Genomic DNA, 15,155 nt, shown 5'->3' on the forward strand with positions numbered 1-15,155 from the left:
GAGCGTCCAGAACAGCATGCCCACGCGGAGCATGGGCACGATAGTCTTCCGGGTCATTATCGTTCACATGCTCCGCGTCACTAGCCGCCTTGCTTGATCAGTCCGCAAGGCGCCAGGTCGTGCCGCCCTTGCCGTCTTCCAGCAGTACGCCCATGGCGGTGATCTGGTCGCGAATCCGATCGGATTCGGCCCAGTCCTTCGCCGCGCGTGCAGCCAGACGTGCCTGAATCAGCGCTTCCACTTGCGCCGCATCGACCCGCCCTTCCGCGCCTGCACGCAAAAAGTCGTCGGCTTCCAGCTGCAGAACACCCAGCACACTGGCCAACTGCTTCAAGCGCGCCGCCAGACCCGCCGCTGCGGTGACATCGGATTCACGCAGGCGGTTGATCTCACGGACCATTTCGAACAGTACCGCACACGCTTCCGGCGTGCCGAAGTCATCATTCATCGCCGTACTGAAACGCTCGACGAACGCTTCCCCACCCGCAGGCTCGGCAACCGGCAACCCCTTGAGCGCGTGATAGAAGCGTTCCAGCGCCGCCTTCGACTCACGCAGGCTGTCTTCGGAGTAGTTGATCGCGCTGCGGTAGTGGCTGGATACCAGCAGGTAACGCACCACTTCCGGATGGTATTTCTCCAGCACGTCGCGGATGGTGAAGAAGTTGTTCAAGGACTTGGACATCTTCTCGCCATTGATGCGAATCATCCCGCAGTGCAACCAGGCATTGGCGTAGGTCTTGCCGGTGGCCGCTTCGCTTTGGGCAATTTCGTTTTCATGGTGCGGAAACTCCAGATCGCTGCCGCCACCATGAATATCGAAGGTGTCCCCCAGGCAGCAGGTCGACATGACCGAGCATTCGATATGCCAGCCCGGACGCCCTGCGCCCCATGGCGACTCCCAGCTCGGCTCGCCAGGCTTGACGCCTTTCCAGAGCACGAAGTCCAGTGGGTCTTCCTTGGACTCGTCCACTTCGATCCGCGCGCCGATGCGCAGGTCTTCGATCTTCTTGCGCGACAGCTTGCCGTAGCCCTGAAACTTGCCGACCCGGTAATACACATCACCGTTACCCGGCGCGTAGGCATAGCCCTTGTCGATCAGGGTCTGGATCATGGCGTGCATGCCAGCGATGTGATCGGTGGCACGCGGCTCCATGTCCGGCTTGAGGATGTTGAGGCGCGCCTCGTCCTCGTGCATGGCGTCGATCATGCGCGCAGTCAGCGCGTCGAATGACTCACCGTTGTCACGCGCACGATTGATGATCTTGTCGTCAATGTCGGTGATGTTGCGCACATAGGTCAGTTCATAACCGCTGAAGCGCAGCCAGCGCGTCACCAGATCGAACGCCACCATGCTGCGGCCATGGCCCAGGTGGCAGTAGTCGTACACGGTCATCCCGCAGACGTACATGCGCACCTTGTTACCATCCAGCGGTTTGAATACTTCTTTGCTCTTGGTGAGCGTGTTGTAAATAGAAAGCACTATCTGCCCCTCGGACATCTCAGGTCCAGGAATCCCGCAACGTGACCGTGCGGTTGAAGACTGGTTGACCGGGTTTCGAGTCCTTGATGTCCGCGCAGAAATAACCTTCGCGTTCGAACTGGAAACGGTCTTCCGGTTGCGCGTGTCCCAATGATGGTTCAGCACGACAACCGGTCAGCACTTGCAGGGAATCGGGGTTGATATTGTCCAGAAAGCTCGCGCCGTCTTCGGCTTTTTCCGGGTTGGCGGAGCGGAACAGGCGGTCATACAGACGCACTTCACATTCAACGCTCTCGGCCGCAGGCACCCAGTGCACAACGCCCTTGACCTTGCGGCCTTCGGGGTTCTTGCCCAGGGTGTCAGGATCGTAGGAGCAACGCAGTTCGACGATGTTGCCCTCTGCGTCCTTGATCGCTTCGTCGGCACGGATCACATAGCTGCCACGCAAGCGTACTTCACCATTGGGTTCAAGACGTTTGTAGCCTTTTGGCGGCTCTTCCATGTAATCGTCGCGATCGATGTAAATCTCCCGCGAAAACGGCAGCTCGCGCATGCCCAGGTCTTCTTTCGGATGGCGCGGCAGTTCCAGCTTCTCGACCTGACCTTCCGGGTAGTTGGTGATGACCACTTTCAGGGGGCGCAGCACACACATGGCGCGCGGGGCGCTGTGGTCCAGGTCATCGCGAATACTGAATTCGAGCATGCCGAAATCGACAACGCCGTCAGAGCGGTTGGTGCCGATCATTTCGCAGAAATTGCGAATCGATTTCGGCGTGTAGCCACGGCGACGGAAGCCCGACAGAGTCGACATGCGCGGGTCATCCCAGCCATTGACGTGTTTCTCGTCAACCAGTTGCTTGAGCTTGCGCTTGCTGGTGATGGTGTAGTTCAGGTTCAGGCGCGAGAACTCGTACTGGCGCGGCTTGCACGGCACCGGCAGGTTATCGAGGAACCAGTCGTACAACGGACGATGGCTTTCGAACTCCAGGGTGCAGATCGAGTGGGTGATGCCTTCAAGGGCATCCGACTGACCGTGGGTGAAGTCATAGATCGGGTAGATGCACCACTTGTCGCCGGTCTGATGGTGATGCGCATGACGAATGCGGTAGATAATCGGGTCACGCAGGTTCATGTTCGGCGAGGCCATGTCGATTTTGGCACGCAGTACACGAGCGCCATCTTCGAATTCACCAGCCTTCATACGCGCGAACAGGTCGAGGTTTTCCTCGACGCTGCGCTCACGGAACGGACTGTTCTTGCCCGGCTCGGTCAGGGTGCCACGGTATTCGCGCGCCTGCTCGGGGGTCAGATCGTCTACATAGGCCTTGCCCGACTTGATCAGCTCGACCGCCCAGTCGTGCAACTGGTCGAAATACTGCGAGGCGTAGCGCACTTCGCCCGCCCACTCGAAGCCCAGCCACTTGACGTCGCTCATGATGGCGTCGATGTATTCCTGGTCTTCCTTGGCCGGGTTGGTGTCATCGAAACGCAGGTGCGTATCGCCACCGAACTCCTTGGCCAGACCGAAGTTCACGCAGATCGACTTGGCGTGACCGATGTGCAGGTAACCGTTGGGCTCTGGCGGAAAGCGCGTGATGATTTTGCTGTGCTTGCCCGAGTCCAGGTCTGCCTGCACGATAGGACGCAGGAAATTGGTCGGTACGGCTGGGCCTGCCTTGGAATGGGCAGCGGGTTCTGGAGTGGGCTTGCTCATAGGATCCTTGGACATACGTGCGCGGCCAGGGTAGGCCGACTAAATCAAAGCGCTTATCATAGCCGAAGCTGTCAAGTCCCTGACAACAGAGTGCACATTTGAGGGCATAAAAGCTGCAAAAGCGCTGAAAAATGTAACCTCGTCCGTAAACTGCGCGTCAGGGTCATAATGTGCCCATTCATGCATGACTATAGAGCGACTTTCCACATGTCCAAAGTAAAGCTGACCACCAACCACGGCGACATCGTTCTGCAACTGAACGCAGAAAAGGCGCCACTGACTGTAGCCAACTTCATCGAATACGTTAACGCTGGCCACTACGAAAACACGGTTTTCCACCGTGTAATCGGCAACTTCATGATCCAGGGCGGCGGTTTCGAGCCAGGCATGAAAGAAAAGAAAGACAAGCGCCCGAGCATTCAGAACGAAGCCGATAACGGCCTGCCGAACAAGAAATACACTGTGGCCATGGCCCGCACCATGGAGCCGCATTCGGCCTCTGCGCAGTTCTTCATCAACGTGGCTGACAACGCCTTCCTGAACCACAGCGCCAAGACCGTTCAGGGCTGGGGTTACGCGGTGTTCGCCGAAGTCATCGAAGGCACCGACGTCGTCGACAAGATCAAGGGCGTTGCGACTTCCAGCAAAGCCGGTCATCAGGACGTGCCTGTAGAAGACGTGATCATCAAGAAAGCCGAGATCGTTGAGTGATACTGCTGATCTCCGATCTGCACCTTGAACAGGAGCGCCCGGACATTACCCGGGCGTTTCTGGATCTGCTCGCGGGCCGCGCCCGCGAAGCCGAGGCGCTGTATATCCTCGGGGATTTCTTTGAAGTCTGGATCGGTGACGACGCCATGTCACCGTTTCAGCTTTCAATCTGCAAAGCCCTGCGCGCATTGAGTGACAGCGGCACACGAATTTTTCTGATGCACGGCAACCGCGACTTCATGATCGGCAAGGGTTTCTGCAAGGCAGCGGGTTGCACCCTGTTGAGCGATCCGAGCGTCGTGCAGTTGAACGGTGAGCCCGTGTTGTTGATGCATGGCGATAGCCTGTGCACCCGCGATGAAGGTTACATACGGATGCGCCGTTATCTGCGCCATCCGCTGACGCTTTTCATTCTGCGCCATTTGCCGCTGGGCACCCGGCACAAGCTGGCGCGCAAGTTGCGCAATGAAAGCCGTGCGCAAACCCGTATGAAGGCCAATGATATTGTCGATGTGACGCCAGACGAGGTGCCGCGGATCATGCAGCAGTTCGGCGTGCGCACCTTAGTACACGGCCACACTCATCGCCCCGCGATTCATAAGTTGCAGATTGGCGATCAGGCAGCCAGACGCATTGTGCTGGGCGACTGGGATCGTCAGGGCTGGGTGTTGCAGGTGGATGAGCAGGGTTTCAGTCTGAGCTCATTCGACTTTGTGCCCGAGACGACTGCGCTGTTGAATTGATGGCGCGGGAACGCGGCTGAGAGCACAGCGGTTCTGCGATGTCAGGTGGATTGGGGTTCGACTCAGGTCACCTTTTTCGCCCCTCGGAGAGTTACTTTGAGGGGCCATAGTAACCAAAGCCCCTCGCCCCTGTTTCCGGCCCGACTTCGTCGGATTCCTTCGCCCTGTCACTAAGGTCGCACTCTGCGTCGCCAGTGCCATCGCGGATGAAAAGCACTGCGTTAGCAGCTGCTACTTATATGGCATACCGATCTTGAAGCTCAGGCAATCGACCGCATCACCGGCTCATCGCCTGTAACAGGCACATCATGCAACGATATTTTCGAGGTTTCCGGCAAGGACAGGCCGCCAGCCATCGCCAATACGGCTACGGCGATGAGGTAGAACGCTGGCGACAGGTTGCTGCCCGTGACACCGATGAGCCAGGTCGCCACCAGCGGCGCGGTGCCGCCGAACAGGGTGTAGGCCATGTTGTAGGTGATTGCCGAGGCGGTATAGCGGGTGCGGGTCGGGAAGGTTTCCGATAACAGCGCTGCCGTCACTACACCGCACAGCACTGCGCCCACAGCAAGCAGCATGACCCCGACGATCGAGGCAATGAACGAGCCGGAGCTGGCCATCAGGAATGACGGAAACACCACGACCATCAGCAGAGTACAGGCGGTTGCCATAGTGACCCGACGGCCAACCCGATCCGAATAGGCACCGGCCAGCGGACAGAGAGCAGCCGCAAAGGCCAGTGCGATCAACGACACCAGCAACGCCGTCGCCCTGCTCAACCCGCCCGCCACTTGCAGGTAGGTCGCAAAGTAAGTGGTGAACATATAGAACGACAGCGCCGTTAACGACACGAACGCTCCAAGACAACACATGGCTACTGCATGATGGCGCAAGGTGTCCTTGAGTGGCGAGTGAGCCACGGCGTGCTCTTGCGTGACAGCCTGAAATGCCGGGGTTTCGTCGAGCTTCCAGCGCAGGTACAAACCGACCAGCCCCAATGGCGCTGCAATCAGAAACGGCAGGCGCCAGCCCCAACTACTCATGGCCTCGGTCGACAGTGACGACTCCAGCGCGTAAGCCACCACTGCTGCGGCAGCAAAGGCGGAAAACGTCGACACCGGCACGAAGCTGCCGTACCAGGCCCGCTGCGTGCGCGGCGCGTGCTCCATGAGGTAGGCGCAGGCCCCGGCATACTCGCCACCGGCCGAGAAACCCTGCGCACAGCGAATCACAGTCAGCAGAATCGGTGCCATCACGCCAATCGCCGCATACGTCGGTAACAAACCGATCAGCGTGGTCGCGCCTGCCATCAACAGGATGGTCATCGCCAGGGTCTTCTTGCGCCCGATGCGGTCACCCAGCATGCCAAAGAAAATCCCGCCCAATGGCCGGAATGCGAAGGCCACGGCAAACACGGCGAAGGTTTTCAACAACGCGGCGCTGCTGTCACCGCTGGGGAAAAATTGCAGCGCGATGGTGGTTGCCAGAAAGCCGTACACGGCGAAATCGAACCATTCGACGAAGTTGCCGATGGCCGCTGCGACGATGACCTTTTTCAGCGTGGCAGGATCGACTTGCTCTACGGCGGTAGTTGTCATGGCTGACCTCGGCGTATTGATCTGGAATGGACCAATTATCGAGACAGCGACCCGGATGCCTCACTCCAGAAGTGTCATCCACGTAGTCATGGCCGACGTCTCGCCACCGATCTGCGCAGAATTCATGCCAAGCGCTCTGCGACAAGGCTTACAGGCCCATCGCGCGCCGCCCCTGCAGGCCACCGGTATGGACGAGGACCAGACGGCTGCCTGACTTGAACCGACCGGCCAGCACCTCATCGTGCAGGGCCAGCAAAGCCTTGCCGGTGTACAAGGGCTCCAGAGGTACGCCGCTATGCGCCTCGCTGCTGGCGATGAAGTCGAGCAGCGCGGCATCGGTTCTGGCGAAACCGCCCCGGCTGGCCTCCAGCAGGACACAGGCAGCGGGCAGGCTCGGCGAGGCGTTCACCTGCGACCCTGCGGCTTCTTTCAACACAGCCATGATGTTTTGAGCAACGCCATGATCGTCCGGCACCGCCATCGCGCCATATACCGGATGGGCGCCGGCCTCGGCCAACAGCAAACCGGCAAGCGTTGTGCCTGTGCCAACTGCCAGCCACCAGCCGTGATAATCGTCCCAGCCAAGGTGCCCGAGCTGGCTATCGACCATCTCCCGCAACCTTGCGCAGCCCAGCGCACCGGCAAGCCCGCCACCGCCTTCGGCAATCGGATACAGCTCAGGATATTGCGCCTGCCAGGGCAGCCAGAAATCTGCAGCATGTCGTGCTCGATAACCCGCATAGCCCAGCCAGTGCAATTGCATGCCAAAAGCTTGCAGGTCCAGTACCGTCGGCGTCTGCTGGGCGTGACCACGCAACAGGCCCACCGTCGGGAAACCGAAGCGCTTGCCCGCTGCCGCCAGCGCATGGAGATGATTGGAGTGTGCGCCGCCCAGGCTGATCAATCCCTCTGCACCCGCATCGACAGCCTGGGTCAGGTGTTCGCTGAGCTTGAACCATTTGTTGCCGCTGATCAGCGAGTCAATAAGGTCCAGGCGCAGGATTGCCGCCTCCACCCCGGCATCTTGCAGCCAGGGCAGGTTCAAGCGTTGCAGCGCAGCAGTGGGCTGCCAGTCAAGGGCGTCAACAATCATCCGCGCAGTTTACAGACAAGCTGAATCAGAGCGCAGCGGCCAGACGCGAACCTTGATCGATAGCGCGTTTGGCATCCAGCTCGGCGGCAACGTCTGCACCGCCGATCAGATGCACGCTTTGCCCGGCGGAGACCAGATCGTCATACAGCTCGCGTAGCGGGTCCTGCCCGGCGCAAATCACAATGTTATCTACCGCCAGCAGCTTTTCCTCGCCGTCTTCACCAATACGAATATGCAAACCGGCATCGTCGATTTTCAGGTACTGGACACTGTTTAGCATCTGCACCTGCTTGTTTTTCAGCCCGGTGCGGTGAATCCAGCCGGTGGTCTTGCCCAGGCCGTCGCCCACCTTGGAGCTCTTGCGTTGCAGCAGGTACACCTGGCGTGCCGGGGCGTGCACATCAGGTTTGATCCCGGCCACGCCGCCGCGCGCTTCAAGCATGGTATCGATGCCCCACTCTTTCCAGAACGCCTCACGATCCAGGCTGGTGGCCACGCCCTGGTGTACGAGAAATTCCGACACATCGAAACCGATACCGCCTGCGCCGATCACTGCCACGCTGCGCCCGACCGGCTTGCGCTGCAAAATGACATCCAGATAGCTGAGCACTTTTTGGTTATCGATACCTGGGATGGCAGGAGTGCGCGGTGCGATGCCGGTTGCCAGAATCACCTCGTCAAAGCCGGCCCCTAGCAAGTCTTCGGCTTTTATGCGAGTGCCGAGGCGCAACTGCACGCCGGTTTCTTCCACCTTGTTGCGGAAGTAACGCAGCGTCTCGGAGAACTCTTCCTTGCCCGGCACGCGCTTGGCGATATTGAACTGGCCGCCGATTTCGCTGGCCGAATCGAACAACGTCACCTCATGTCCGCGCTGGGCAGCAACGGTTGCAGCAGCCAGACCGGCAGGACCGGCACCCACCACGGCAATTTTCTTCACCTGCCGGGTGGGCAGGTAGTTGAGTTCAGTCTCGTGACAGGCGCGCGGATTGACAAGGCAACTGGTGAGCTTGCCGCCGAAGGTGTGGTCAAGGCAGGCCTGATTACAGCCGATGCAGGTGTTGATCCGTTCGGCGTGCCCCGCCGCAGCCTTGTTGACGAATTCCGGGTCGGCCAGAAAAGGACGCGCCATCGAGACCATGTCGGCGTCGCCTTCGCTGAGGATGCGCTCGGCAACTTCCGGGGTATTGATCCGGTTGGTGGTGATCAGCGGCACCTTCACCGAACCACGCAGTTTGGCAGTAACCTTGCTGAACGCTGCGCGCGGCACCTTGGTGGCGATGGTTGGAATACGTGCCTCATGCCAGCCGATCCCGGTGTTGATCAGCGTCGCACCCGCCTGTTCGACAGCCTTGGCCAACTGGACGATCTCTTCCCAGGTGCTGCCACCCTCCACAAGGTCCAGCATCGACAGGCGAAAGATAATGATGAAATCCGCCCCGACCGCCTCACGCACCCGCGTAACGATCTCGACCGCCAGGCGCATACGGTTTTCATAGCTGCCGCCCCAGCGATCGGTGCGGTGGTTGGTATGTGCGGCGAGGAATTGATTGATGAAATAGCCTTCCGAACCCATGATTTCGACACCGTCATACCCGGCACTGCGGGCCAGCGTGGAACAGGTCACGAAATCAGCGATCTGCTTTTCGATGCCCTCTTCGTCCAGCTCACGCGGCGTGAACGGGTTGATCGGCGCCTGAATGGCACTTGGCGCAACCTGCTTGCGGCTATAAGCGTAGCGACCGGCATGCAGGATCTGCAGGCAGATCTTGCCGCCAGCCTCGTGGACCGCACGAGTAACGATGCGATGCTGCTCCGCCTCTTCGGCATTGGTGAGTTTTGCCGCACCGTCGTAGACACCGCCCTCTTCGTTTGGCGCGATCCCGCCGGTCACCATCAACCCGACCCCGCCGCGTGCCCGCTCGGCAAAATAAGCCGCCATGCGCTCGAAACCACCCGGCCGCTCTTCAAGACCAGTGTGCATCGAGCCCATCAAGGTCCGGTTGCGCAAGGTTGTGAAGCCCAGGTCCAGCGGGGCCAGCAGGTGCGGGTAATGAGCAGCAGTCATGGCGAAGCTCCATCGAGTCAATCACGGGAAAACAAGGACCTCTGCGGGTCCTCTCATGGGCAACAGTAAAGACGCATCCAGCCCCACACTCAATGACCGAAAGTGACAAGTTATTGATCCAAACGCGCAGCGGCACTTGGCAAGCGCCTGACGTCGTCCTACCCTAGTCGACAATTTCCTGATGGCAGCCAGCCGGCCTTTTTATGCGCAAACTCTTCGCCATCTGTCTGATCCTGCTGAGCGTAGCCAGCCTTGTCAGTTACGCAGTCTGGACCGGACAACGTCCGGCGGGCCATTACCTGTCCGATCTGCGCATTCGCCTGGCAATCAATGAAGGCGAGCCCAGTGAACGCGGAAACCTGCTTGGCATCGAGCCGGAGCTGTTCCCCACGGACTACCAGAACACTGACCGACTGCACCGCAAGCTGGCAGCCTATCTGCAACAGGCCCGCGATTACGGGCTGATCAACCACAGAACGGTGGTAGTACTCCCCGAGCATATCGGCACCTGGCTGTTCGCCAGTGGCGAGAAGGATGAGCTTTATCAAGCCGCAACGGTCGATGAAGCGATGGACTGGCTGTCCTGGAGCAATCCGCTGCAATTCATCATGGCGATGCTCAGTGCCGAAGGCCGAGACCGTGTAGATGACGCCCATCTGCGCCTCAAGGCAAGATCGATGGCACGTGACTACCAGGCACTGTTCGGCGGCCTGGCCAAAGAGTTCGGTGTAACACTGGTGGCAGGCTCGATTGTGCTGCCGGAACCGAGTGTCGAAAACGGTCAGTTGAAAGTCGGTAACGGTGCCCTGTACAACAGCAGCCTGACATTCGGCAGCGATGGCCAGCCGCTCGGCCAGCCTCAGCGTCAGCTGTACCCGGACCGTTTTCAGAAACGCTACGTGCACACGGCGAGCGACGCCCCATTGAATGTGCTCGACACGCCCGCAGGGCGTCTGGCGGTGCTGATCGGCGGCGACAGTTGGTACGCGGACAATTACGCACGCTTGAATCAGAGCGGCGCGCAGCTGATTGCGGTGCCTGCTTTTGTGATCGGCAAGGCCACCTGGTCCGAACCGTGGCGCAAGCCCCGGCACTCAGACATCGATATGGCAGCCGACAATCCCAGCGAGGGCGAAGCCTGGCATCGCCTGACCCTGATCAGCCGTCCTGCACAAAGCAGTGCACAGGCAGGGGTCAGCGTGTTCATGCGCGGGCAGTTCTGGAATCAGGGCGTTTCCGGGCAAAGTTTTGCCAGCCACGCAGGTCAGACAATAGCCGAACCGTCGTCTGACAATGGCCCCGCTGGCGGTGCCCGTCTGATCAACCTCTGGCTTTGATGATGTCGACCTTGACCCTGCGCCTTGGTGACCTGTCGGTGGGCTACATCCAGAGTCTGGCCGGCGCGGTCACTCGCTTGGGCAAGAATCCTGATCCGCTGCTCGAGCAGTACGGTCTGGACCCCGCCCGCCTGAGTCAGGCGGGTGCGCGACTGTCGATCCCGCGCTATATGCGCCTGGGACATGCTGCCATACAGCTTACCGGCCAGCCCGGGTTCGGCTTGTACATGGGCCAGCTCAGTCGTTTCGCGCATGCAGGTCTGGCGGGCGTGACCGCCGCGCAGGCCCCCACAGTGCGCGAGGCCGCCCGCACACTGATCCGTTTCGAGCCATTGTATGCGTCCAACTATCGCGGTCAGTCGAGCTTTCACGAGGATGCGCAAGGCGCCTGGATGCGCTTCTATTCAATCAGCCCCTATAACGCGTACAACCGCTTTGTTGTGGACTCGATCCTGGCGGGCTGGCTTGCTCAGCTCTCGACACTGGCGGGCACCGGGCTGCGTGCACAACGCGTCGAGATCGAATTCGAAGCGCCTGACTACGCCGCGCAATACGCCAGCCTGAGCGACAGCCCGGTGATATTTGCCGCCGCCACCAATCAATTGCGCCTGGATCAGAACTGCCTTGCATTACGCAACCCGGACCACTGCCCGAGTACCTGGCGGCATCTGCTGCAATTATGCGAAGCCGAGCTGGAGCAACAGACCCGTACCCGCAGCTTGCGTGAACGCATCATTCAACTGCTTGGGCCGCTATTGAACGGCGGCAGGGAACCGGATCTGGAAGAAGTGGCGGCAAGGCTCAAGCTGCCGACCTGGACACTACGACGCAAGCTGGCCGAGGAAGGCACATGCTTTCGCGCCGTGCTCAATGACACGCGGCGTGATCTGGCGATGACTTATATTCGCGACACTGAACTGGCGTTCGGGGAGATCGCCTACCTGCTGGGGTTCGCTTCTGCCGAAGCCTTTCAACGCGCCTTCAAACGCTGGAACGGACAGACTCCGGGAGAGTTCCGCCGCAGCCAGCGCCAAAGCGCATGAAGCCTTTCATAACTCGGTAGCGTCGTCGGCAGGCTCTACCGGGTCCAGCTCCGATGCACGGTATTCAAGCAGTTCTTCCTGGTATTCGTCCATTTCTTCGCCCTCTTGGCTGATTGAGTATGGGTGATAATTAAAGCTGAAATAACTGACCGCAAGATCAACATTAAAGTGCCAATGTGAAATAAAAATGTTGATCCCTATCAAACAGACGAAAAAGATCGTCGCCGATTCAGCACGTCTCTCGATACGCGGCCAGCCAGGCACTATTGACTTGCAGGCCCGTGTCGACCTAACCTCAGGGCCATGAACCTCATCAAGCAAAACCTCGGCCAGATTATTATTACCGTCATTCCAGTCATGGCGGGTTAGCCGACGTTTGCAAAAACCCGCCCTGGAGGCGGGTTTCTTCTGTCTCCTGGGCAACATTATTGAACCAGGAGTCAGACATGATCGTTATCCCTCGCTCTATCGCCCTTCGCGCCTTCCTGAACCTGATTATCGCTCTGCCACCTGTTGCCGGACTGCGCATGTATGAGGGATCGACGCGATGAGCCAAGGCCAGTACGATCTGCTCAATCATTACGCTCGCAAGATCCTCACCTCCCGTGTTTATGACGTGGCTATCGAAACCCCGCTGCACGGCGCTCGCCAGCTGTCCGAACGGCTGGGCAATCAGGTGCTGCTCAAGCGCGAAGACCTGCAGCCGGTGTTCTCCTTCAAGATTCGCGGCGCGTACAACAAGCTGGCGCAATTGACCGCAGAAGAGGCCGCACGCGGCGTGGTCACGGCCTCGGCGGGTAACCACGCGCAAGGTCTGGCACTGGCGGCACGCGAACTGGGCATTCTGGCGACTATCGTCATGCCGCGCACCACCCCGGAAATCAAGGTCGAAGGCGTGCGCTCGCGGGGCGCCACAGTGGTGCTGCACGGCGACTCCTTCCCCGAAGCGCTGGCCTATTCGCTGAAACTGGTCGACGAACAGGGTTTCGTCTACATCCACCCGTATGACGACCCCGATACGATTGCCGGGCAAGGCACCGTGGCGATGGAGATTCTTCGTCAGCAACCGGGGCAGCTGGATGCGATCTTTGTTCCGGTCGGGGGCGGCGGTCTGATCGCCGGTATCGCAGCGTATGTGAAATACCTGCGCCCGGAGATCAAGGTGATCGGCGTCGAGCCGGACGACTCCAACTGCCTGCAAGCGGCGATGGCCGCCGGGGAGCGCGTGGTGCTGAGCCAGGTCGGGCTGTTTGCCGATGGCGTGGCGGTGGCGCAGATCGGCCATCACACCTTTGAAGTGTGCCGTCATTATGTCGATGAGGTGATCACCGTCAGCACCGATGAAATCTGCGCGGCGATCAAGGACATCTACGACGACACCCGCTCGATCACCGAGCCTGCGGGCGCGCTGGGTGTTGCCGGGATCAAGAAATACGTCGAGCAGCGCGGCATCAGCGGTCAGACACTGGTGGCCATCGACTCCGGAGCCAACGTCAACTTCGACCGTTTGCGTCACGTTGCCGAGCGCGCCGAGCTGGGCGAAGGCCGCGAAGCAATCATCGCCGTGACCATTCCCGAGCAGCCGGGCAGCTTCAAGGCATTCTGCGAAGCCATCGGCAAGCGCCAGATCACCGAATTCAACTACCGCTACCACACCGACCGTGAAGCGCACATCTTCGTCGGCGTGCAGACTCACCCGGAGAACGACCCGCGCAGCACGCTGATCACCAGCCTGACCGGGCAGGGTTTTCCGGTGCTGGACCTGACCGACAACGAACTGGCCAAACTGCACATCCGCCACATGGTCGGCGGGCATGCCGAGCGCGTCGACGACGAAGTAGTACTGCGTTTCGAATTCCCGGAGCGCCCCGGCGCGCTGTTCAACTTCCTCAACCGCCTGGGCGGCCGCTGGACCATCTCGATGTTCCATTACCGCAACCACGGCGCAGCAGACGGCCGGGTGGTCGCTGGTTTGATAGTGCCGGAGGAAGAGCGGCATCTGGTGGGCGCAGCGCTGGACGAGATTGGTTACCCGTATTGGGACGAGAGCGAGAACCCGGCGTATCGGTTGTTTCTGGGCTGAGGACGTGGATACCTCTCGTTCCTCATGCGGACCGGCATACCCACGCGGAGCATGGGCACGATAGAGGTTCTCTGGACACCTTGATTATCGTCCCCACGCTCTGCGTGGGGATGCAGTTCTGGACGCTCTGCTTCTGCCGTGCATGATCACGACAGCCGTTATTGAGCGGGCTCAGCCTCGGTTGGCTTGGTACTGTCTGTTGGCTCGGCTGCCGGTGTGTCGACCGTTTCCGCCTTGAACGATGCAGGCTCGGCTGGCGCTGGCAGTGGTTCGCTTGCCGCGGGCGGCGTGGCTGATTGGGCAGCGGGTTCGGCCTTGGCGGGCGACTCCGTTGCTGCTGGAGCCAGTTTGGCGGGTTCGGCCGCCTTGGCCGGCTCAGCTGCGGCAGGGGCTACATCAGGAACACCCAGATCTGCTTTGGGCTTCTCGACAATATGCGCAGCCTTTTTCACTTCCGGTGGCAGGAAGTTTTCCACAAGACCGAAAAAGCGCTCGTAGAACTTCGCCGATGACACGGTTTCACTGGCCACCTTGACCATCGAGTCGTCAGTGGAGCCTATCGGCATCGAGACAGAGCCCAGCACTCCGACCCCGAGGCTGGCCGAGTTGTTGGTCTTCTTCAGCGCATAGCGGTCCTGCAGAGCGTTGGCGAACATGGTCGAACTGCCATCCTTCGCATCAGCGGCGCACACCAGATTGAAGCTGATTTCAATATGCGCATCGCCGGTCTGTTGAAAGCTCTTGCGACCGGCAATCATCTTCGGGTCGCTGCTGGTGATGATATAGCCCTGGCTCAACAAGGCACGCCGCCCCGCTTCGCAATAAGCCAGGTCGGTGGCGGGATAACTACGGGAGAAGGTCCCGGCGTCATCGAAATGTTCGTGGTCATAAACCGCCTGCTTCGGCGATGAACAACCAGCTGCCATCAACACGGCAGAGATCCAGAATGCGGTACGAACGTTCAGTAGCTTAAACATCGAAAATCCTGAGGAAGGAAAAGACTGCCAGCAAGACTGCGAACTGGGAAATGGCGGTAAGTCTGCAACAAGGCCGACGCTGGATCAACGTACAGATCAAAAGGATTTGGATACAACACGTGTTCAGGCCAACCACCCTACTCGCCTACGGACAAAACGCAGACAACAAAAAAGCGACCCTAGGGTCGCTTTCGTGTTTGCTTCAAGGAGTTCAAGGGCCTTGAAGCGGTGTATGGCGCAGCGGACGGGACTCGAACCCGCGACCCCCGGCGTGACAGGCCGGTATTCTAACCGACTGAACTACCGCTGCG

12 protein-coding genes and 1 tRNA gene are annotated in these 15,155 nt (G+C 59.8%); 5 read left to right on the top strand and 8 right to left on the bottom strand.

Features of this window, described 5'->3' with window-relative positions; translation table 11 throughout:
* Positions 1–97: 97 nt before the first annotated feature.
* Both cysS and AO068_RS12275 read right to left on the bottom strand, forming a co-directional pair.
* Positions 98–1,480 carry a cysteine--tRNA ligase gene (gene cysS / locus AO068_RS12270; RefSeq protein ID WP_011168154.1) on the bottom strand — a complete coding sequence of 461 codons (1,383 nt, stop codon included), beginning with the start codon at positions 1,478–1,480 and terminating at the stop codon, positions 98–100.
* 19 nt (positions 1,481–1,499) lie between these two features.
* The gene (locus tag AO068_RS12275) at positions 1,500–3,194 is read right to left on the bottom strand and encodes a glutamine--tRNA ligase/YqeY domain fusion protein (protein ID WP_058408481.1); all 1,695 of its coding nucleotides are present in this window, start codon (positions 3,192–3,194) and stop codon (positions 1,500–1,502) included.
* 207 nt (positions 3,195–3,401) lie between these two features.
* Here AO068_RS12275 and AO068_RS12280 point away from each other — a divergent pair, with 207 nt between their 5' ends.
* Both AO068_RS12280 and lpxH read left to right on the top strand, forming a co-directional pair.
* Positions 3,402–3,905 (top strand): peptidylprolyl isomerase, encoded by a 504-nt coding sequence (locus AO068_RS12280; protein ID WP_058401920.1) that lies wholly within the window; start codon positions 3,402–3,404, stop codon positions 3,903–3,905.
* The gene (lpxH, locus tag AO068_RS12285) at positions 3,902–4,648 is read left to right on the top strand and encodes a UDP-2,3-diacylglucosamine diphosphatase (RefSeq protein ID WP_058401919.1); all 747 of its coding nucleotides are present in this window, start codon (positions 3,902–3,904) and stop codon (positions 4,646–4,648) included. The genes AO068_RS12280 and lpxH overlap by 4 nt, the downstream gene beginning before the upstream one ends.
* A gap of 260 nt (positions 4,649–4,908) precedes the next feature.
* Here lpxH and AO068_RS12290 read toward each other — a convergent pair whose 3' ends face one another.
* The 3 genes from AO068_RS12290 to AO068_RS12300 form a co-directional block, all read right to left on the bottom strand.
* On the bottom strand, positions 4,909–6,246 hold the full coding sequence (locus AO068_RS12290; RefSeq protein ID WP_058408482.1) for an MFS transporter: 1,338 nt from the start codon (positions 6,244–6,246) through the stop codon (positions 4,909–4,911).
* 148 nt (positions 6,247–6,394) lie between these two features.
* The gene (locus AO068_RS12295) at positions 6,395–7,339 is read right to left on the bottom strand and encodes a 1-aminocyclopropane-1-carboxylate deaminase/D-cysteine desulfhydrase (RefSeq protein ID WP_058408483.1); all 945 of its coding nucleotides are present in this window, start codon (positions 7,337–7,339) and stop codon (positions 6,395–6,397) included.
* Between the two features lie 25 nt (positions 7,340–7,364).
* Positions 7,365–9,404, bottom strand: a complete 2,040-nt coding sequence (locus AO068_RS12300; protein WP_058408484.1) for an NADPH-dependent 2,4-dienoyl-CoA reductase — start codon at positions 9,402–9,404, stop codon at positions 7,365–7,367.
* Between the two features lie 203 nt (positions 9,405–9,607).
* Here AO068_RS12300 and AO068_RS12305 point away from each other — a divergent pair, with 203 nt between their 5' ends.
* Positions 9,608–10,741, top strand: coding sequence for a nitrilase-related carbon-nitrogen hydrolase (locus AO068_RS12305; RefSeq protein ID WP_058408485.1), 1,134 nt, complete (start codon positions 9,608–9,610; stop codon positions 10,739–10,741).
* A 2-nt stretch (positions 10,742–10,743) separates the two neighbouring features.
* Positions 10,744–11,784, top strand: coding sequence for an AraC family transcriptional regulator (locus AO068_RS12310; RefSeq protein WP_058408486.1), 1,041 nt, complete (start codon positions 10,744–10,746; stop codon positions 11,782–11,784).
* 6 nt (positions 11,785–11,790) lie between these two features.
* Here AO068_RS12310 and AO068_RS29245 read toward each other — a convergent pair whose 3' ends face one another.
* Positions 11,791–12,210: a hypothetical protein gene (locus AO068_RS29245; protein WP_010208991.1), complete on the bottom strand. Its 420-nt coding sequence runs from the start codon at positions 12,208–12,210 to the stop codon at positions 11,791–11,793.
* A gap of 121 nt (positions 12,211–12,331) precedes the next feature.
* Here AO068_RS29245 and ilvA point away from each other — a divergent pair, with 121 nt between their 5' ends.
* Positions 12,332–13,867 (top strand): threonine ammonia-lyase, biosynthetic, encoded by a 1,536-nt coding sequence (gene ilvA, locus AO068_RS12320; RefSeq protein WP_083509074.1) that lies wholly within the window; start codon positions 12,332–12,334, stop codon positions 13,865–13,867.
* A 158-nt stretch (positions 13,868–14,025) separates the two neighbouring features.
* On the opposite strand, the gene AO068_RS12325 is transcribed toward ilvA, so the two are convergent.
* Both AO068_RS12325 and AO068_RS12330 read right to left on the bottom strand, forming a co-directional pair.
* Positions 14,026–14,844 (bottom strand): DUF2242 domain-containing protein, encoded by an 819-nt coding sequence (locus tag AO068_RS12325; protein WP_058408487.1) that lies wholly within the window; start codon positions 14,842–14,844, stop codon positions 14,026–14,028.
* A gap of 233 nt (positions 14,845–15,077) precedes the next feature.
* A tRNA-Asp gene (locus AO068_RS12330) sits at positions 15,078–15,154 on the bottom strand.
* Position 15,155 lies beyond the last annotated feature (1 nt).

This window comes from Pseudomonas sp. ICMP 3272, assembly GCF_001466905.1.
GTDB classification, from domain to species: Bacteria; Pseudomonadota; Gammaproteobacteria; order Pseudomonadales; family Pseudomonadaceae; genus Aquipseudomonas; species Aquipseudomonas amygdali.

Bases quoted from the DNA above. Each gene is read 5' to 3' on its own strand.
- AO068_RS12275 (WP_058408481.1), bottom strand. From the start codon at position 3,194: ATGAGCAAGCCCACTCCAGAACCCGCTGCCCATTCCAAGGCAGGCCCA.
- AO068_RS12280 (WP_058401920.1), top strand. From the start codon at position 3,402: ATGTCCAAAGTAAAGCTGACCACCAACCACGGCGACATCGTTCTGCAA.
- AO068_RS12290 (WP_058408482.1), bottom strand. From the start codon at position 6,246: ATGACAACTACCGCCGTAGAGCAAGTCGATCCTGCCACGCTGAAAAAG.
- AO068_RS12295 (WP_058408483.1), bottom strand. From the start codon at position 7,339: ATGATTGTTGACGCCCTTGACTGGCAGCCCACTGCTGCGCTGCAACGC.
- AO068_RS12300 (WP_058408484.1), bottom strand. From the start codon at position 9,404: ATGACTGCTGCTCATTACCCGCACCTGCTGGCCCCGCTGGACCTGGGC.
- AO068_RS12305 (WP_058408485.1), top strand. From the start codon at position 9,608: ATGCGCAAACTCTTCGCCATCTGTCTGATCCTGCTGAGCGTAGCCAGC.
- AO068_RS12310 (WP_058408486.1), top strand. From the start codon at position 10,744: ATGTCGACCTTGACCCTGCGCCTTGGTGACCTGTCGGTGGGCTACATC.
- AO068_RS29245 (WP_010208991.1), bottom strand. From the start codon at position 12,210: ATGTTGCCCAGGAGACAGAAGAAACCCGCCTCCAGGGCGGGTTTTTGC.
- ilvA (WP_083509074.1), top strand. From the start codon at position 12,332: ATGAGCCAAGGCCAGTACGATCTGCTCAATCATTACGCTCGCAAGATC.
- AO068_RS12325 (WP_058408487.1), bottom strand. From the start codon at position 14,844: ATGTTTAAGCTACTGAACGTTCGTACCGCATTCTGGATCTCTGCCGTG.